The sequence below is a fragment of the Pseudomonas akapageensis genome (genome assembly GCF_011355085.1).
GTDB classification, from domain to species: Bacteria; Pseudomonadota; Gammaproteobacteria; order Pseudomonadales; family Pseudomonadaceae; genus Aquipseudomonas; species Aquipseudomonas akapageensis.
This window is the reverse complement of record NZ_VXCP01000002.1, coordinates 80018-99097: the sequence shown is the minus strand read 5'-3', so window position 1 is coordinate 99097 and position 19080 is coordinate 80018. Positions and strand designations below refer to the sequence as shown.

The window sequence follows — 19080 nt, the reverse complement described above, 5'->3', positions numbered from 1 at the left end:
CGTTCGGACCTCGTTCCCACGCTCTGCGTGGGAACGAGAAGTCGCCTGGCTACACCATCACGACGCCGTACGCGCCAATGCTGCACTGCCCTCTTTCGGAGACAGTTTCAACGCATAGAACAACACCGTCAGCAGCACCAGAAATGCCGGGCCGACATACAGCGCAATACGGGTTTCCTCGAAGTACGCCATCAGGCCCACCACCAGGATCAGGAACGCCAGCGCCAGGTAGGAGCTCAGCGGCCACAGCCACATGCGAAACTGCAGACGGCTACGCTCGGCTTCGCTCAGGCCCGCGCGGAACTTGAGTTGGGCCAGCAGGATCATCACCCAGGTCCAGATCGCGCCAAAGGTGGCGATAGCAGTCACCCAGACGAAGACTTTTTCCGGTACCAGATAGTTCAGCAATACACCCAGCAGCAAGGCACCGATGGACAGCAGCAGCGCGTTGCGTGGCACGCCGTTGCTGGCGGTCCTGGCGAAGGCTTTCGGCGCCTGGCCGTTCTGCGCCAGGCTGTAGAGCATGCGCCCGGTGCTGAAGATACCGCCGTTGCAGGACGACAGCGCAGCGGTGATCACCACGAAGTTGATGATGCCGGCAGCGGTCTTGATGCCCAGACGCTCGAAGGTCATGACGAACGGGCTGCCCTGGGTACCGATTTCACCCCACGGGTAGATCGACAGGATCACGAACAAGGCACCCACGTAGAACAGCAGGATGCGCCAGAACACCGAGCCGATGGCGCTCGGAATGGTCTTTTGTGGGTTGCGGGCTTCGCCGGCCGTCAGGCCGATCATTTCCACGCCCAGATAAGCGAACATCACCATCTGCAGTGACATCAGTACGCCGGGGACGCCATGGGGCATGAAGCCACCGTTGCTCCACAGGTTGGAAATACCCAAGGCCACGCCATCGTTGCCGAAGCCGAATGCGATCACCCCGATGCCACCCAGAACCATGGCAATAATGGTGACGATCTTGATCAGGGCGAACCAGAATTCAAATTCGCCGAAGGCTTTCACCGTGATCAGGTTGACGGTGCCCATGCTTGCCAGCGCGGCCAGCGCCCAGATCCAGCGCGGTACCTCGGGGAACCAGATGCCCATGTAAATGGCCACCGCGGTGATTTCCGCCACGCAGGTCACCAGCCACAGGAACCAGTAGTTCCAGCCGGTCAGAAAGCCAGCCAGTGGGCCGAGGTAGTCCTGGGCGTAACGGCTGAAGGAGCCTGCGACCGGATTGTGCACGGCCATTTCGCCGAGTGCGCGCATGATCACCAGGATCGCCAGACCGCCAATGATGTAGGACAGCATGATGGCGGGACCGGCCATCTGGATGGCCTTGGCCGAGCCCAGAAACAGACCGACACCGATGCAGGCGCCCAGCGCCATCAGGCGAATATGTCGCTCGCCGAGGTCTCGCTTGAGTGGACCGCCCTGGGCGGTTTCACCGTGAGAGGGGGAGTTGCCGACTGGCATAGAAATACAACCTCGTCTTGTTATTGGATATCAACCGTCTGAGCTACGCGGCGTGGGTCGATAAACCTGCGCAACGTTTTTTGCCGGGCTCTGCCTTATGAGAGAGCCCGCCTGACAGGGCATACCTGCCAGATCGACGGGGCGTGCAGTGTAATTAAGCTTGAACAGCACTTTTCACTGTATGACCGGTAATATTTGGAGAGAACTCTCGGTAAATCACGCATTACCTGAGGAGCTTTCTCCATACTTCCTACCCGAAGGTGCCCTAATTGCCTGTTACCGCAAGGCTGAAAACCCGGGACGCACCATCAGGGCGCGTAAAATAGCACCAAATTGGAGCAATCGATCTACAACCAAAGGCTTTAGCACACGGCTGGAAGTGAAATTTCCGACAGCTCGGCGACAAATTTTTCACTGCTGCTGACCAGCGACTAAGCTTCAGGCAAGTGCGATGAATACTTGTGATCGGGTCGAATACTATGGGCGCGTTGTGGCAATCCGAACCAACCGAGGCTGACGCCTCTGCTGAAAGTCTGGAAGAATCGCCTACGCCCAAAAGCCCTCGGCAACCTCAACACCGCCGTTGGTGGTGGAGGCTGTTCTGGCTATTGGTGTTGATGGGCCTGGTGGCCCTGGGCTTTGCGGTCAAGTCGGAAGTTCGTACTTCCAAGCTGCAGGCCCGCGAATTCAGCCGTTATGCGACTTCGCTGAATTACGCCCTGCACGAAGGCCCCAGTGCTGACGTGGTCTATCCGGGAGAAGGCCCGTTCGACAAGCGCCTGGGCTACAGCGCCATGGACGAGTTCCTGCCGCGCCTGCTCAAGCGCGACTACCTGATCAAGGAACAGGCTCAGTTTTCCCCAGCGTTGTTGAGCTACAGCAAACACGGTTTCTTCGTCCCCTACCCGGAAAAAATCCAGGCAGGTCTGTCGATCACCGATTGCAAAGGGGATCTGCTGTACGAGTTCCATTACCCACAACAGCTGTACAACAGCTTTGACAGTATCCCGCCGCTGATCGTCAACAGCCTGCTGTTTATCGAAAACCGCGACTTGCTCGACCCCAGCGAACCCCTGGCCAATCCGGCCGTGGACTGGCCACGTTTTGCCATGGCCGCCTACACCCAGGTGGCAAAGATGTTCGCCTTGCCAGGCCAGTCGGCCGGTGGCAGCACCCTGGCCACGCAATTGGAAAAATATCGCCACTCCCCGGACGGCCTGACGATTTCGGGCAGCGAAAAGCTGCGGCAAATGTTTTCTGCCAGCGTGCGGGCCTATCAGAATGGACCGCAGACGCTCGAGGCCCGGCACAAAATCGTACGCGACTACCTCAACAGCGTGCCGTTGTCGGCAGTGCCCGGGCATGGCGAAGTGCATGGCATGGCCGAAGGCTTGAGGGTCTGGTATGGCGCCGACTTCAACAAGGTCAACAAGGCCCTGGCCTCCACCGCCACCGACCCGGCCAGCCTCGCCGCCCGCGGCCTGGCCTTGCGTCAGGTGCTGTCGCTGATGATCGCCCAGCGGCGCCCTTCGCATTTTCTTGCCAAGGGTCGCAATGAACTTGCCCTGCTGACCGACAGCCACGTCCGCGTGCTGGCCGCAAACGATGTCATCGATCAACCCCTGGCCGATGCCGCCCTGGCAAGCCAGGTGACATTCCGTGACTGGATACTGCAACCGACCATCCAGCCGATCGTCACCAACAAAGGCATCAGCGTCGCGCGCAGCAAGCTGTCGGCCATGCTCAACCGACCTTTGTACGATCTGGACCGGCTCGACCTGTCGGCCACCAGCACCCTGCAATCGGACCTGCAACGCCAGGCCAGCCAATACCTCAGGGAACTCGCCAACCCTGCCTTCGCCGAAAAAATGGGCCTGTTCGGCGAACACCTGCTCACCCCGACCAGCACCACCCAGGTGCGCTACAGCTTCACTTTGTTCGAACGCACTCCTGATGGCTCGCGGGTACGGGTGCAGACCGACAGCACCGACCAGCCGTTCGACATCAACGAGGGCAGCAAGCTTGAACTCGGGTCCACAGCCAAGTTGCGCGTATTGACCAGCTACCTGCAGATCATCACCGAATTGCGTGAACGCTTCGGCAACCAGTCCCCGGCCGATTTGAAAAAGGTCGAAGTCGCCGATGTCGACCACATCACCCGTTGGGCCGTGGACTACCTGATCCAGAACAAGGACCGCAGCCTCGCCCCCATGCTCGACGCGGCGCTGGAGCGCAAATACTCGGCCAACCCCGGCGAGGCCTTTTTCACCGGCGGCGGCATGCATGTGTTCAATAACTTCCGCAAGGAAGACAACGGCCGTAACCCGACGCTCAAGGAAGCGTTGCGCGAGTCGATCAACCTGCCGTTCATCCGCCTGCTGCGTGACATTGTGCGTTACACCACCTATCAGTCGCCCAACAGCAGCCTGGCGTTGCTCAGGGACGACAGCGACCCCCGCCGCCAGGAATACCTGGCCCGCTTCGCCGACCGTGAAGGCACCGACTTCATGCTGCGCTTCTGGAAAAAATACCAGCGCAAGAGCTCCAAAGAGCGCCTGGACACCTTTCTCGACAGCATGCATGTCACCCCGATGCGCCTGGCTGCCGTGCATCGTTATCTGTACCCCGAAGCGGACCAGGCCACCTTCAACACTTTCGTCCGCACGCACCTGAAAAAAGACCTGAAAAAAGGCCTGAAAACAGATGTCAAATCAGACACGGTGACCGACTCCAAGCTGGACGATATGTATTACGCCTATGGCCCGGGTAAATACGATCTGCCCGACCAGGGCTACATCGCCAAGGTGCATCCGCTGGACCTCTGGTTGCTCGGCTACCTGTTGAACAATCCCGATGCACAGTTCAAGGACGCCGTCACTGCCAGCCACTTCGAGCGCCAGGAAGTCTATAGCTGGCTATTCAAGAGCCGGCACAAGCTGGCCCGCGACAGCCGCGTGCGGACCATGGTGGAAATCGAGGCATTCCTCGACATCCACCGCCGCTGGAAGCAGGTCGGCTACCCCTTCGATCACCTGGTACCGTCGCTGGCCACCGCCATCGGCAGCTCCGGCGACCGCCCAGCGGCACTGGCCGAGCTGATGGGGATCATCCAGAACGATGGTATACGCCTGCCGACCCTGCGTATCGATACCCTGCACTTTGCAGCCGATACCCCTTATGAGACCCAATTGGTCGCCGACCCGGACAAAGGCAAGCGGATATTGCCTTCGGAAGTTGCCGCAGCGTTGCGCGGCGCCCTGTCTCAAGTCGTCGAAGCCGGTACGGCACGGCGCATTTCCGGCAGTTTCAAACTGGCCGATGGCAAGGTCCTGACCATGGGCGGCAAGACCGGCACCGGCGACAACCGCATCGAAAGCTTCGGCTCCGGTGGTCGAATGATCGGCTCCAAGGCCATCAACCGTACGGCGACCTTTGTGTTCTATATCGGCGACAACCATTTCGGCACCCTGACCGCGTTCGTACCGGGCCGGGCAGCCGAAGCCTTCAAATTCACCTCGGCATTGCCGGTGCAAGTGCTCAAGGGCATGGCACCGATCCTGGTGCCTTACCTGGAGCCCGGCAACCACACCCAGTGCAAGATGCCACCGACGGCCTCGCAGGTGGCGATGCATTGATACCTGCTGCGCCGATCCCTTGTAGCCGCTGCCGCAGGCTGCGCTGGAGTCCCGAAGGGGCTCCCCGGCGGTCTTGAAACTTTACGACCGCTACGCGGCCGAGCGCAGCCGTTCGGCAGCGGCTACAGATCCCGGAATTCCACGAATATTCTTTTTCCTTGCGCACTCTTCAAGATATATCTTAAGTTACATCTTAAGTAATATCTTGTCCGCAAGGAGAACAGCATGAGAGACCACCCTCCTCACCGCGATCATGGCGACAGCCACGACCTCTTCGAACGGCGACCGGGCCGCGAGCGTGGCGGTCGCGGGCCGCGCGTCTTTGCCCCAGGCGATCTGAAACTGCTGCTGCTGGCGCTGGTCGCCGAACAGCCCTGCCACGGCTATGACCTGATCCGCCAGATCGAGGACATGTTCGATGGCGCCTATAGCCCAAGCCCGGGCGTGATCTACCCGACCCTGACCTTTCTCGAGGAAAGCGAGCTGATCACTGGCGAGGCCCATGGCGGCAAGAAGCGCTACAGCGTGACCGACGCAGGCGTTCGTGCCCTGACCGAGCAAGCCGTTGCCCTGGACGGGGTACGCATGCGCATCGAGGTCAGCAAGCGCTCGCTGCGTGGCCAGGACCGACCGCAGGAGATTCACGAAGCGGTGCACAACCTGCGTCACGCCCTGCAGATGTACCACGGGCGCTGGAGTCCCGATGAAATCCTGCGAGTGCGCGACCTGCTCAACGACACCGCCAAAGCCATCGTTGCCGGGCCGCAATCGCCCACCAATGCTCGGGAGAAACCTGAATGAATGCCGACAATACCGGTGCCATCCACCGTGTCATGCACGAGATCAAACGCCGCAAGTTACAAGTACTGCGCGTGACCGACCTGACCCCACGCATGCGCCGCATCACCCTGGGTGGCGCGGAGCTGGCGGGCTTTACCAGTCTGGGCAGCGATGACCACATCAAACTGCTCTTCGCCCGCACGCCCCGGGAACAGGCCGCCCTGGACACCCTGGTGCTCGGCGCTGCCAGCAGTGAAGACAGCGCCAAACCGGCCATGCGCGACTACACACCGCGCAGGATCGACCTGACTGCCGGCGAACTGGACATCGACTTCGTACTGCATGGCGATGGCCCGGCCTCGACCTGGGCTGCCCAGGCGCAACCCGGCCAGGACCTGTACATCGGCGGCCCGCGCAGCTCGATGATCGTGCCGGACATCTTTGACAGCTACCTGCTGATCGGCGACGAAACCGCCCTTCCCGCCATCGCCCGGCGCCTCGAAGAACTGCCGACCGGGCGCAAGGTGCAAGTCGTGGTTGAGGTCGAGAACGCGCGGGAATGCCAGGCCCTCAGCAGTGCCGCTCAAGTCGAGGTGACGTGGGTTCATCGCTACGAGCAGAACCTGCTGGAGGTCGTGGCCGGGCTGCAGCGCCCCGAGGGTGAACTTTATGCCTGGATCGCCACCGAAGCAGCCCTGTCACGCAAGCTGCGGCGGGTCCTGCTCGATAACCACGGACTGCAGGAAAGTCAGATCAAGGCCGCTGGCTACTGGCGCCTCGGTGAACACGACGAAGCGTGAGCCTGGCGTTTGCCCTGCCAACGATCGATGCCGATCAACAGCGCGGCGATCAGCACGAACCCCAGCATGATCGCCAGGGCATTGGTGAACACCTGGCCATAGCCCAGCCGGGCAACATCGAGAAATGGATACTGATAGACCCCGATCCAATCACCTCGCAACAAGGCATAGCCAAAGTAAAGTATCGGATAGATCAACCAGACCAGCAGATGCCCCAGGCGCAGGCTGCCCTTGGCCACGCACTGCCACCAGTAGAGCAGATAGATCACGGGCATGACGTCATGCAGCAACTCATCGGCCAGCCACTGCCAGCCCTGGGGTTGCCATAGATGGCGTAGCAGCAGACTGTAGGCAATCGCAACCAGGGTGGTACTGGCGGCGATGCCAGTACTGACCCGGGGCGAAAGGAAAAACCGCTTGGCGCCACCCTCCCTGCCAAACGATGCATAACTCAGCACCACAGCGGCCAGGGTATTGCTCAGCACGGTGAAATAGCTGAAAAAATTGATCAGCCCGCCCATCAGGCTGGCCTGCAGTTCCCAACGCGAAAACAGTACCAGATACAGCTGAATGGCCAATGCTGTCCAACCCAGGCACGCGGCCCCCGTGATTACGCGGCGCATGGGATCAGCCCTTGCGCTGCAACTGCACGTACAACTGCTCGACCTTTTCCCGGGCCCACGGCGTCTTGCGCAGGAAGGTCAGGCTCGACTTGATGCTCGGGTCACTCTTGAAGCAGCGAATATCGATGCGCTGGGCCAGGCCTTGCCACTGATAGTGGGCAACCAGCGTGTTGAGGATCTGCTCCAGCGTGACGCCATGCAGGGGGTTGTTGTTGGGTACGGTCATGCCGGGCTCCAGTAAAGTAGCAATCTCTTTCAGACAGTCTACAGGTAGCGTAAGACCTTTTGATTGTGTCTCCTTCATCGCGGGCAAGCCCCGCCAACCCAACTATTACTGTCACCGCAACACTCCATGTCACGCCTCCACCTTTTTTTCTGCGCCCTGCCTCTATATCCTTCCGCGCCTAACTGAATCGCTTCACCCTTCAAAAGACAGCGCTATCTCAATGCAAAGTTCCTCCACTTTCACTAAAACCACTGCTCCCCTGATCAGTGGTGCGCTGGCGCTTGGCCTGGCCACCTGTGCCCATGCCACCCCTGCATTCGCCCCCGACTCACCCTGGATGCTGGGCGACTGGGGCGGCGCGCGCACCGAGCTCGCCGAGAAGGGTTATGACTTCAATCTCGACTACACGGGCGAAATGGGCGCCAACCTGCACGGTGGCTACGATCATGACCGTACGGCCCGCTACAGCGATCAATTCGCCCTCGGCACCCACATGGACCTGCAAAGGATCCTGGGCTGGCAGGATGCCGAGTTTCAGCTGACCGTCACCGAACGCAGCGGCAACAACATCAGCAATGACCGGATCAACGACCCCCGGGTCGGCGGCTTCACTTCCGCCCAGGAAGTCTGGGGACGTGGCCAGACCTGGCGCCTGACCCAAATGTGGTACCAGCAGCGCTTCTTCGATCAGAAGCTCGACATCAAGGTCGGCCGCTTCGGCGAAGGCGAAGACTTCAACAGTTTCCCCTGCGACTTCCAGAACCTGGCGTTCTGCGGCTCCCAGGTGGGCAACTGGGCCGGCGACATCTGGTACAACTGGCCGGTCAGCCAGTGGGCGCTGCGGGTCAAGTACAACCTTGCGCCCGAACTCTATGCGCAGATCGGCGCCTATGAACAAAACCCTTCCAACCTTGACCGTGACAATGGCTTCAAGCTGAGCGGCAGTGGCACCCAGGGCGCACTGTTGCCGATAGAGCTTGTCTGGACACCCGCCTTCGAAGGCCTGTCAGGGGAATATCGCGCCGGTTACTACTACAGTAATGCCAACGCAACGGACGTTTACAAAGACAGCAACGGCCAACCTGCTGCGTTGAGCGGTCAGGCTTATCGCAGCAGCTCGAGCAAGCACGGGTTCTGGATCGGTGCCCAGCAGCAACTGACGTCGCAGGCAAGCGACCACTCGCGCGGCTTGAGCGTGTTCGCCAATGCCACGATGCACGACAAGAAGACCAATGCCATCGACAACTATGTGCAGGCAGGTGTGGTTTACAACGGGTTGTTCGATGCCCGCCCCAAGGACGATATCGGTTTCGCCCTGGCCCGCGTGCACGTCAATCCGGCCTACCGCAAGAATGCCCAGGCCATCGATCAGGCCCGGGGCATCGACGACTACGACAACCCGGCCTTCCTGCCACCACAAGACACCGAATACAGCGCCGAACTCAATTACGGGATGCACCTGGCCCGATGGCTGACTGTACGCCCCAACCTGCAGTACATCCGTCATCCCGGTGGCGTCGACCAGGTCGATGACGCTCTGATTGGCGGGATCAAGCTGCAGACATCCTTCTGATGCGACTGAACAACTGACTGACCCGAGCTTGACTCGATGCCTGACAACTTTATGGAGAATCACACGATGAGCACAGAGGGTGCCTTGAGTAGATACCGCGTGCTACCGCGCCTGCTCGGCCTGGTATTGCTGCTGATGGGCCTGGCCATGCTGGCCGGGGGAAACAAGCTCAACGAACTGGGCGGCTCGCGCTACTACCTGATCGCCGGTGCGGGCATCGCCCTGACCGGCCTGCTTCTGCTCGCCGCACGCCGTGCGGCGCTCGGCCTGTACGCCCTGGTGCTGCTGGGCAGTACAGCCTGGGCGCTGTGGGAAGTGGGCCTGGACTGGTGGCAACTGGTACCACGCCTGTCCTTGTGGTTCGCAATCGGCGTGCTGTTGCTGCTGCCGTGGTTTAGGCGCCCGCTGCTGCGTGGCGAGTCGGCATTCGTCGGTACCAGCCTGCTGACCCTTGCCGTGGCAGCCTCCGGTGCGACCGCCATCGCCAGCCAATTCACCCACCCGGGTGAAATCAAGGGTGAACTGGGCCGCGACAACGCCGGTACGCAAAGCGCCGCCCCGACGATGCCCGACGGCGAGTGGCAGGCCTATGGCCGTACCGAGTTCGGTGATCGCTATTCGCCCCTCACCCAGATCACGCCAGACAACGTCAACACGCTGCAGGAAGCCTGGCGGATTCGCACCGGTGACCTGCCAACGGCCGATGACCCGGTCGAGTTGACCAACCAGAACACGCCGCTCAAGGTCAACGGCATGCTCTATGCCTGCACCGCCCATAGCAAGGTGCTGGCGCTCGACCCGGATACCGGCAAGGAACTCTGGCGCTTCGACCCGCAGATCAAGAGCCCTTCTGGCTTCAAGGGCTTCGCCCACATGACCTGCCGCGGCGTCTCCTACTACGACGAAAACGCCTATGGCACGAGCAATGTCGGCGCCCCGCCGGCAGCCCTTTCCGCCGCAGGCAAGGCCATCACCACCGCTTGCCCGCGTCGCCTGTACCTGCCCACCGCCGATGCCCGCCTGATCGCGCTCAACGCCGACACCGGCAAGGTCTGCGAAAACTTCGGCAACCAGGGTGTGGTAGACCTGCGCGCCGGCATTGGTCCGTTCACCCCCGGCGGTTACTACTCCACGTCGCCTGCGGCCATCACCCGCAACCTGGTGATCATTGGCGGCCACGTGACCGACAACGAGTCGACCAACGAGCCGTCCGGCGTGATCCGCGCCTACGACGTGCATGACGGCCACCTGGTATGGAACTGGGACAGCAATAACCCGGATGCCACCGAGCCCTTGGCGTCTGGCCAGTTCTATTCGCGCAACTCGCCGAACATGTGGTCGCTGGCCAGCGTCGATGAAAAGCTCGGCCTGGTCTACCTGCCTCTGGGCAACCAGACACCCGACCAGTGGGGCGGCAACCGTACGCCGGGTGCCGAGAAGTTCAGTGCCGGTGTCGTTGCCCTTGATCTGGGTACCGGAAAGGTTCGCTGGAACTATCAGTTCACTCATCACGACCTCTGGGACATGGACGTAGGCAGCCAGCCAACGCTGGTCGACCTGAAAACCTCCGCCGGGATCAAGCCCGCGCTGATCGCCCCCACCAAGCAAGGCAGCCTGTACGTCCTGGACCGCCGCGACGGCACGCCGATCGTACCGATTCGCGAGATCCCGGCCCCTAACGGTGCAGTACCGGGCGACCACACCTCGCCGACCCAGGCCCGTTCCGACCTCAACCTGCTGCCGCCGCCACTGACCGAACAAGCCATGTGGGGGGCAACGCCATTCGACCAGATGCTGTGCCGCATCCAGTTCCGTTCCTTGCGTTACGAAGGGCAATACACCCCGCCTTCAGAGCAGGGCAGCCTGATCTACCCGGGCAACGTCGGGGTGTTCAACTGGGGTGGTGTGTCCGTGGATCCGGTACGCCAGTTGCTGTTCACCAGCCCGAACTACATGGCCTTCGTTTCGAAAATGGTCCCGCGCGCCCAGGTCGCCGCCGGGAGCAAGCGCGAGAGTGAAACCAGCGGTGTGCAACCGAACACCGGGGCACCTTACGCCGTGATCATGCATCCGTTCATGTCGCCACTGGGCCTGCCTTGCCAGGCGCCTTCCTGGGGTGACATGGCTGCCATCGACCTGACCACCAACAAGGTCGTCTGGAAGCACAAGAACGGCACCAGCCGCGACAGCTCTCCGTTGCCGATCGGCCTGCCGGTGGGTGTGCCCAGCATGGGCGGCTCGATCGTCACCGCCGGTGGCGTGGGCTTCCTCAGCGGTACTCTCGACCAGTACCTGCGCGCCTATGACGTGAACAACGGCAAGGAGCTCTTTGCCGCGCGCCTGCCAGCGGGTGGCCAGGCCACGCCAATGACCTACACCGGCCGCGACGGCCAGCAATACGTGCTGGTGACAGCCGGTGGTCACGGTTCGCTCGGCACCCGGATGGGTGACTATATAATCGCCTATAAATTGGCCAAATAAACCTCAAGACCAGGAGCGGCCCGGGCCGCTCCTGTGCCGCTGTTCGCATCCCTACCATTGAAACCGCAGTTCGCCCGCCCCATCTAAGCTCCATAGCCATTTGTGCAGGTGCCCCATGAGCGATCAGCAAGCCCTCTTCGATAACCCCGACGAACACGCAGAAGCCGAACACCTCGAACACTCCACCGCCGCGGGTACAGGCCTGGCCCTGCCAGGCGAACAGCTGCCGGACAAGGTCTACATCATCCCGATTCACAATCGGCCGTTCTTCCCGGCGCAAGTGCTGCCGGTCATCGTCAATGAAGACCCCTGGGCCGAAACCCTGGACCTGGTCGCCAAGACCCCGCACCACGCCCTGGGCCTGTTCTTCATGGACACGCCTCCCGAAGATCATCGCCATTTTGACACCTCGGCCCTGCCCCTCTACGGCACCCTGGTCAAGGTTCATCACGCAAGCAAGGTCAACGGCAAATTGCAATTCGTCGCCCAGGGCCTGACCCGGGTGCGCATCCGTACCTGGCTCAAGCACCATCGCCCGCCATACCTGGTCGAGGTCGAATACCCGCATCAAACAACCCAGCCGACCGATGAGGTCAAGGCCTACGGCATGGCCCTGATCAATGCGATCAAGGAGCTGCTGCCGCTCAATCCGTTGTACAGCGAAGAGCTGAAGAATTATCTCAACCGCTTCAGCCCCAACGACCCGTCGCCGCTGACCGATTTCGCCGCCGCCCTCACCTCTGCCACCGGCAATGAACTGCAGGAAGTGCTCGACTGCGTGCCCATGCTCAAGCGCATGGAAAAAGTCTTGCCGATGCTGCGCAAGGAAGTCGAGGTCGCGCGCCTGCAGGGCGAGATATCCGCCGAAGTGAACCGTCAGATCGGCGAGCATCAGCGCGAGTTTTTCCTCAAGGAGCAACTCAAGGTCATCCAGCAGGAACTGGGGCTGACCAAGGACGACCGCAGCGCCGACCTCGAACAGTTCGAGCAGCGCCTGGAAGGCAAGACCTTGCCGGCGGCCGCACGCAAACGCATCGACGATGAGATGGGCAAGCTGTCGATCCTCGAAACCGGCTCGCCGGAGTACGCCGTTACCCGCAATTACCTGGACTGGGCCACCGCACTGCCCTGGGGCGTTTACGGCAAGGACAGGCTCGACCTCAAGCATGCGCGCAAGGTGCTCGACCAACACCATTCGGGTCTTGGCGACATCAAGACGCGAATCCTCGAATTTCTTGCGGTCGGCGCCTACAAAGGCGAGATCAGCGGCTCGATCGTCCTGCTGGTCGGCCCACCGGGCGTGGGCAAGACCAGCATCGGCAAATCCATTGCCGAATCCCTCGGCCGACCGTTCTACCGCTTCAGCGTCGGCGGCATGCGCGACGAGGCGGAGATCAAGGGCCACCGGCGCACCTACATCGGCGCCCAACCGGGCAAGCTGGTGCAGGCGCTCAAGGATGTCGAAGTCATGAACCCGGTGATCATGCTCGACGAAATCGACAAAATGGGCCAGAGCTACCAGGGCGACCCTGCCTCGGCTCTGCTGGAGACCCTCGATCCGGAGCAGAACGTCGACTTCCTCGATCACTACCTGGACCTGCGCCTGGACTTGTCCAAGGTGCTGTTCGTCTGCACCGCCAACACCCTGGACTCGATCCCCGGGCCATTGCTCGACCGGATGGAAGTGATCCGCCTGTCCGGCTACATCACCGAAGAGAAACTGGCCATCGCCAAGCGTCATCTGTGGCCCAAGCAACTGGAGAAAGCCGGTGTCAGCAAAGGCAGCCTGAGCATTACCGACAGTGCCTTGCGCGCCGTGATCGACGGATACGCCCGCGAAGCCGGCGTACGCCAGCTTGAAAAGCAATTGGGCAAGCTGGTACGCAAGGCCGTGGTGCGCTTGCTCGAAGAGCCGAAGGCCGTGATCAAGATTGGCAACAAGGACCTGGAAGCGTCATTGGGCATGCCGGTGTTTCGCAGCGAACAAGTGCTGTCCGGTACGGGTGTCATCACCGGCCTGGCCTGGACCAGCATGGGCGGCGCGACACTGCCGATCGAGGCCACGCGTATCCATACCCTCAACCGCGGTTTCAAGCTCACCGGACAGCTGGGCGAGGTGATGAAGGAGTCCGCCGAGATCGCCTACAGCTATGTCAGCTCCAACCTGAAGCACTATGGCGCTGACCCGACCTTCTTCGACGAAGCCTTTGTCCACCTGCACGTACCTGAAGGTGCCACGCCCAAGGACGGCCCAAGCGCCGGGGTGACCATGGCCAGTGCGTTGCTGTCGCTGGCGCGCAACCAGCCGCCGAAAAAGGGTGTGGCCATGACCGGTGAACTGACCCTGACCGGGCATGTCCTGCCGATTGGCGGCGTGCGGGAGAAAGTCATCGCGGCGCGGCGGCAGAAGATCTATGAACTGATCCTGCCCGAGCCCAATCGTGGCAACTTCGAAGAACTGCCGGATTACCTCAAGGAAGGTTTGACGGTGCACTTTGCCAAGCGGTTTTCGGATGTGGCCAAGGTGTTGTTCTGATAGACCGCGTCGCCTTCATCGCTGGCAAGCCAGCTCCCACAGTGGTCGGTGTTGCACATACCCTGTGGGAGCGGGCTTGCCCGCGATGAGGCCCTGTGGCTTTGCCGCAAGCTTCGGTTATGCTGAGCCCGTCCTCGTCCGACTGGAGCCCACATGTCCGCCGTCCGCCTGCTCGCCCCACTGAGCCTCGCCCTGCTCGCTGCCTGCGCCCACACCCCGCCGCACAACGTCAACCTGCAAACCCAGAGCGAATGCCCGTTGCAATTGCAGACCGGGCAGATGCTCACCCTGACCTTGCCGAGCAACCCCACCACCGGCTACCGCTGGCTGGTACAGGACCCTGTGGCCAACCTCCTGCGCAGCCTGGGCCCTGAGGTCTACAGCAATCCCGAAGACGCCGGGCTGGTAGGCAGCGCCGGCCAGTCAGTATGGCGGTTCCAGGTGCAGGGCGCAGGTGCTGGTCATCTGTTGCTGGTCTATCAACAACCCTGGGCTCCGGAAGTCCCCCCGGTAAAAACCTTCGATTGCGCGATCAGCGTGAAGTAATCCGTGCGCTGGCTGATCGTCGCGCTAGTGGGCGCAATGACTTTTCTTTATGGCCTGAGCAGTGGCTCGACTTTGATCTGTCTGCTCAGCAAGCCGCTGCCAGTACTGGCGTTGCTCGGTTGGTTGCGATCGGCAGCGGTGGGCCCCTATCGGCGCTGGGTAGTCATCGGCCTGCTGTTTTCCTTGCTCGGCGATATGCTGCTGGCATGGCCGGCGGATCTGTTCGTGTTCGGCCTCGGGGCATTCCTGTTCGCCCACCTGGCCTACCTGAAAGCCTACTTGAGCGACACCCGGCGCCTGGCACCGCTGGCCTTGATCCTGGCCGCAACTACCGGCGCGGTCTTGCTCGGGGTGTTGGCCTCCCATGGCCTGGGTGAGCTGCTGATTCCGGTGTGCGTCTATGCGCTGGCAATCAGTGCCATGCTCTGGCGGGCGCTGGCGTGTGGCGGGCTGGCGGCCGCGGGGGCACTGGCGTTCGTGTTCTCTGATAGTCTGATTGGTATCGATCGGTTTGTGATGCCGTTTGAGGCTGCACCCTATCTGATTATTCTCAGCTACTGGCTGGGGCAATGGGGGATTGCGGCGTCGGTTGGATCGTCTACGGCCGCTCCGCGCCCGAGCGCAGCCTGCGGCAGCGGCTACAAAGGTTCGGCTTGATGCGGTGGCGGTGGCGGTGGCGGTGGCTGTAGCCGCTGCCGCAGGCTGCGCTCGAGTGCGAAGCACTCGCAGATCGTCTATCCGCGATGCAACCTACCGCTAACTTGGATAAAATGCCGCCCTTTTCCCCTTCTGCACCGTTGGAACTCCTGTGAGCAAAGAGCCCGATCGCCTATTCGCCCAGCCGCTGGCCCAGGTGCCCGACTTCGCCTTCAACGAAGACGTGGTGCGGGTCTTCCCGGACATGATCAAGCGTTCGGTGCCCGGTTACCCGACCATCGTCGAGAACCTTGGCGTGCTCGCCGCCCAATTCGCCCAGCCGCACAGTGTGCTCTATGACCTGGGCAGCTCGCTCGGCGCAGTCACCCAGGCACTGCGCCGGCACGTGCGTAGCGAAGACTGCCGGGTCATTGCCGTGGACAACTCCCAGGCCATGGTCGAGCGTTGCCGCGAGTACCTCAATGCCCAGGATTCGATGTTCCAGGAGTTGCTGCCGGTGGACGTCATCGAGGCCGACATCCTGGCGCTCGAATTCAAGCCGGCGTCAGTGGTGGCCCTGAACTTCACTTTGCAGTTCATTGCACCGGAACAACGCCTGGCCTTGCTCGGCCGCATTCGCCAGGCATTGGTCCCCGGTGGTGCACTGATTCTGTCGGAGAAGCTGCGCTTCAACGATGCCGATGAACACGCCCTGCTCACCGACCTGCATATCGCCTTCAAGCGCGCTAATGGCTACAGCGACCTGGAAATTGCCCAGAAGCGCAGTGCCATCGAAAACGTAATGAAACCCGACAGCCTGGAAGAACACCGTGAACGCCTGCTCGCTGCTGGCTTTTCGAAAGTCGTTCCCTGGTTCCAATGCCTTAACTTCGCCTCGTTGATTGCCCTGCCATGATAGATCTAGCCCCACTGGTCCGCCGTCTGGCGGGCACTCCCCTGGCTGACTGGGCGAACGGCCTGCAGGCACAACTCGATGCCAAGATGGAAAAGGGCCACGGCGACCTCGAACGCTGGCAAAACGCGCTCGATGCCCTACCCGTCCTGACGCCGACCGAAGTCAACCTGACCGACGGCCTGACCCTGGACACCGATTGCGACAGCGAAACCCGTGCTCGCATGCGCCAAGCGCTGATGGGCCTGTCGCCCTGGCGCAAAGGGCCGTTCGACCTGTTCGGCGTACACGTCGACACCGAATGGCGTTCGGACTGGAAGTGGTCGCGGGTGTCACCGCACCTGGACTTGCGCGGCAAGCGCGTGCTGGATGTGGGCTGCGGCAACGGTTACTACCAATGGCGCATGCTCGGCGCCGGTGCCGACAGCGTGATCGGCGTAGACCCGAACTGGCTGTTTTTCTGTCAGTTCCAGGCCGTTCAACGCTATCTGCCGGAGCTTCCAGCCTGGCACCTGCCCTTCGCCCTGGAAGACCTGCCGGCGAACCTGGAAGGCTTCGACACCGTGTTTTCCATGGGAGTGTTCTACCACCGCCGTTCGCCCATCGAACACCTGCTGGCCTTGAAGGACTGCCTGGTCAAGGGCGGCGAACTGGTGCTCGAAACCCTGGTAGTTGCCGGCGACGTACACCAGGTGCTGGTGCCCGAAGATCGCTATGCGCAAATGCGCAATGTCTGGTTCCTGCCCTCGGTACCGGCGCTGGAACTGTGGCTGCGACGCGCGGGCTTCAGTGACGTGCGCTGCGTCGATGTGAGCGTTACCAGCGTCAAGGAGCAGCGCAGTACCGAATGGATGCGTTACCAGTCGCTCAGCGACTTCCTCGACCCCAATGATCACAGCCGTACCATCGAAGGCCTGCCCGCTCCGATGCGAGCGGTGATCGTCGCACGCAAGTAATACTCGCGAGCCCTTCAATCCTCAAAAAAAGGCGCCCGTATGGGCGCCAAAAAATTCACCCTTCCAAAGGAGCTGAAAAGCTTCAAGGTGAATATCCAACGCAACTCGTACAATCAGTCTTTCGCCAGCTTATCCTTGGCTTTCTCGGTGTTATCACTCTTTTGCTTGCTCGGTTCGGCATTACGCTGCGCCTGAATGCGAATACGCTCCTGACTGGCTTTGTATTCTTTCCAGAACGCTTGAGAACGCTCACTGCCATCTGCAGCCACCACCGAAGTAGAACCCAACGCCAGCACAGTAATAAACAACAGTTCAAACCTGCTCATAACACTCACCTTATCCAGATTAAACTTCAGATCAAGCAGTCGATTGGTTCTGCTTTTGGAGTTGGCTCAATCATAAGCAAGTGAAACTAACAGGACGGTGAGTGCCCCATTACATTCCTGCAAGAATACCCGCGTGAAATTAACTAAGTGCTTTTAAAGCAAAGCCAGTGGATATTCGACGATCAACCGAACTTCATCCAGATCAGACTCGAATGCCGTCGCTCGCGTGTTCGCCTGGCGCAGTCGCAGCGACATGTCCTTGAGCGAGCCGGATTGCACCACATATCGGGCCTCGAAATCCCGCTCCCAGCGCTTCTGATCGGTCAGTGGATTACCGTTGGCATCCGAGCGTGTGTAAACGGCATTGGCATTGGAATAGTCCGCACCCGTCCCCTTCCCATAACGGGTCATGAACGACAGACCAGGCACTCCGAAGGCGGCCATGTCGAGGTCGTAGCGGACCATCCAGGACCGCTCCCGGGGCGCGTTGAAGTCGCTGTACTGGATCGAGTTATCCAGGAAGATCGAATCGGACTGGCGCAAATAGTCGAAATCATTGTCACCGTTGTTACGTTGGTGCGACAGCGCCACGCTGTGAGCGCCGTACTTGACCCCGACCTTGCCGCTCCAGATGTCGTTATTGAATTCTCCCAGCTGTTGTTTGCCCTCATCCACCGCCTTGTAATAGTTCAAGCCGGCGAAGACGCTGAGTTCGCTGGAGATCGGGTACTTGAAGCTGGTACCTGCGTAGTACTGGTTCCAGACATCCTTCAGACGGCTGGAATAGAGACTCAGAGACAGGTTCGAATTGACGTCGTAATCACCGCCGAAGTACCCCAGCCAAGGAGAATCCACCGCCCCACCATAGAAGGTGGCGAAACCATCGCGCCGGTTGCTCGACAATGGCTGACTCATGGCGTGCAAGCGGCCGCCCTGAACCTTGAGCCCCGTGATGCTTGAGTTCTCGGCTGTCCACCCGGTGAAGCTTTCAGGCAACAGACGCGAGTCACCGTAGTGCACCACTGGCGTGGTCGGGAACACGTCACCGACTTTGACCACCGTGTCGAACGCACGCAGCTTGGCCGCCCCGCCAACCTTGCTGAACTCATCGGAGGCCTTGCCGTTACCGTCGACCGGCAGCATGTCGAACGAACTGCGTCCGCCATTGCGGCCATCGCCGGTATCGAGCTTGAGGCCCAGCATGGCGAACGCGTCCAAGCCCACGCCCACGGTGCCCTGGGTAAAGCCCGATTCGAAACGGCCAATGATGCCGTGAGCCCAGGCCTCGGAATAACCATTGCCAGTCGGGCTGGACTGCCCTTTGCGATAATCGCGGTTGAAATAGAAGTTGCGATTGAGCAGCGTCATGCTGCTACCTTCGATAAAGCCATCCTTTGATTCTTCGGCCATCGCTTCTAATGGTGCAAAACTCGCCAAAGCCGAGAAAACAGCCAAAGACGTCGTGATCCTTTTTCCCATCTGCAACTCCAGAACTGTCGGCAGTTATTAGTGTTATGTGCCGCCCTGAAAGTTGTTTTCGACATTATTCAGGGGACTTCGACCACCCATG

General features: G+C 60.9%; 15 protein-coding genes. 10 read left to right on the top strand and 5 right to left on the bottom strand.

From position 1 onward, the window contains the following. Positions 1-57 precede the first annotated feature (57 nt). Positions 58-1479: an amino acid permease gene (locus F2S13_RS02310; RefSeq protein WP_166358654.1), complete on the bottom strand. Its 1422-nt coding sequence runs from the start codon at positions 1477-1479 to the stop codon at positions 58-60. 479 nt (positions 1480-1958) lie between these two features. Here F2S13_RS02310 and F2S13_RS02305 point away from each other — a divergent pair, with 479 nt between their 5' ends. The 3 genes from F2S13_RS02305 (at position 1959) to F2S13_RS02295 (ending at position 6694) form a co-directional block, all read left to right on the top strand. Next, entirely contained in the window at positions 1959-5114 is a 3156-nt protein-coding gene (locus F2S13_RS02305) for a transglycosylase domain-containing protein (protein ID WP_166358652.1), read from the top strand. Positions 5115-5339: 225 nt separating this feature from the next. Beyond that, positions 5340-5915 (top strand): PadR family transcriptional regulator, encoded by a 576-nt coding sequence (locus F2S13_RS02300; RefSeq protein WP_166358650.1) that lies wholly within the window; start codon positions 5340-5342, stop codon positions 5913-5915. Beyond that, entirely contained in the window at positions 5912-6694 is a 783-nt protein-coding gene (locus tag F2S13_RS02295) for a siderophore-interacting protein (RefSeq protein WP_166358648.1), read from the top strand. The genes F2S13_RS02300 and F2S13_RS02295 overlap by 4 nt, the downstream gene beginning before the upstream one ends. Here the strand turns inward: F2S13_RS02295 and F2S13_RS02290 are convergent. Together F2S13_RS02290 and F2S13_RS02285 are read right to left on the bottom strand one after the other, a co-directional pair. Beyond that, a complete protein-coding gene (locus F2S13_RS02290; protein ID WP_166358646.1) occupies positions 6661-7317 on the bottom strand; it encodes a Pr6Pr family membrane protein in 657 nt (218 codons plus the stop codon). The two genes, F2S13_RS02295 and F2S13_RS02290, sit on opposite strands and share 34 nt — an antisense overlap. Positions 7318-7321: 4 nt before the next feature. Continuing rightward, positions 7322-7543, bottom strand: coding sequence for a VF530 family protein (locus F2S13_RS02285; RefSeq protein ID WP_166358644.1), 222 nt, complete (start codon positions 7541-7543; stop codon positions 7322-7324). Between the two features lie 220 nt (positions 7544-7763). On the opposite strand from F2S13_RS02285, the gene F2S13_RS02280 reads away from it, so the two are divergent. The 7 genes from F2S13_RS02280 (at position 7764) to cmoB (ending at position 17184) form a co-directional block, all read left to right on the top strand. Beyond that, complete coding sequence (locus F2S13_RS02280) at positions 7764-9116, top strand: carbohydrate porin (RefSeq protein WP_166358642.1); 1353 nt, start codon at positions 7764-7766, stop codon at positions 9114-9116. A 66-nt stretch (positions 9117-9182) separates the two neighbouring features. Next, complete coding sequence (locus tag F2S13_RS02275; protein WP_166358640.1) at positions 9183-11597, top strand: glucose/quinate/shikimate family membrane-bound PQQ-dependent dehydrogenase; 2415 nt, start codon at positions 9183-9185, stop codon at positions 11595-11597. A gap of 115 nt (positions 11598-11712) precedes the next feature. Further along, positions 11713-14133: an endopeptidase La gene (gene lon / locus F2S13_RS02270; protein WP_166358638.1), complete on the top strand. Its 2421-nt coding sequence runs from the start codon at positions 11713-11715 to the stop codon at positions 14131-14133. Positions 14134-14286: 153 nt separating this feature from the next. Further along, positions 14287-14679, top strand: a complete 393-nt coding sequence (locus tag F2S13_RS02265; RefSeq protein WP_166358636.1) for a protease inhibitor I42 family protein — start codon at positions 14287-14289, stop codon at positions 14677-14679. 36 nt (positions 14680-14715) lie between these two features. After that, positions 14716-15336: a lysoplasmalogenase gene (locus tag F2S13_RS02260; RefSeq protein ID WP_218583784.1), complete on the top strand. Its 621-nt coding sequence runs from the start codon at positions 14716-14718 to the stop codon at positions 15334-15336. Positions 15337-15487: 151 nt separating this feature from the next. After that, entirely contained in the window at positions 15488-16231 is a 744-nt protein-coding gene (gene cmoA, locus F2S13_RS02255) for a carboxy-S-adenosyl-L-methionine synthase CmoA (protein WP_166358632.1), read from the top strand. Continuing rightward, positions 16228-17184, top strand: coding sequence for a tRNA 5-methoxyuridine(34)/uridine 5-oxyacetic acid(34) synthase CmoB (gene cmoB / locus F2S13_RS02250; RefSeq protein ID WP_166358630.1), 957 nt, complete (start codon positions 16228-16230; stop codon positions 17182-17184). The genes cmoA and cmoB overlap by 4 nt, the downstream gene beginning before the upstream one ends. 113 nt (positions 17185-17297) lie before the next feature. Here the strand turns inward: cmoB and F2S13_RS02245 are convergent, their stop codons facing one another. Both F2S13_RS02245 and F2S13_RS02240 read right to left on the bottom strand, forming a co-directional pair. Then, on the bottom strand, positions 17298-17510 hold the full coding sequence (locus tag F2S13_RS02245; RefSeq protein ID WP_166358628.1) for a hypothetical protein: 213 nt from the start codon (positions 17508-17510) through the stop codon (positions 17298-17300). A gap of 153 nt (positions 17511-17663) precedes the next feature. After that, a complete protein-coding gene (locus F2S13_RS02240) occupies positions 17664-18989 on the bottom strand; it encodes an OprD family porin (RefSeq protein WP_166358626.1) in 1326 nt (441 codons plus the stop codon). Positions 18990-19080 lie beyond the last annotated feature (91 nt).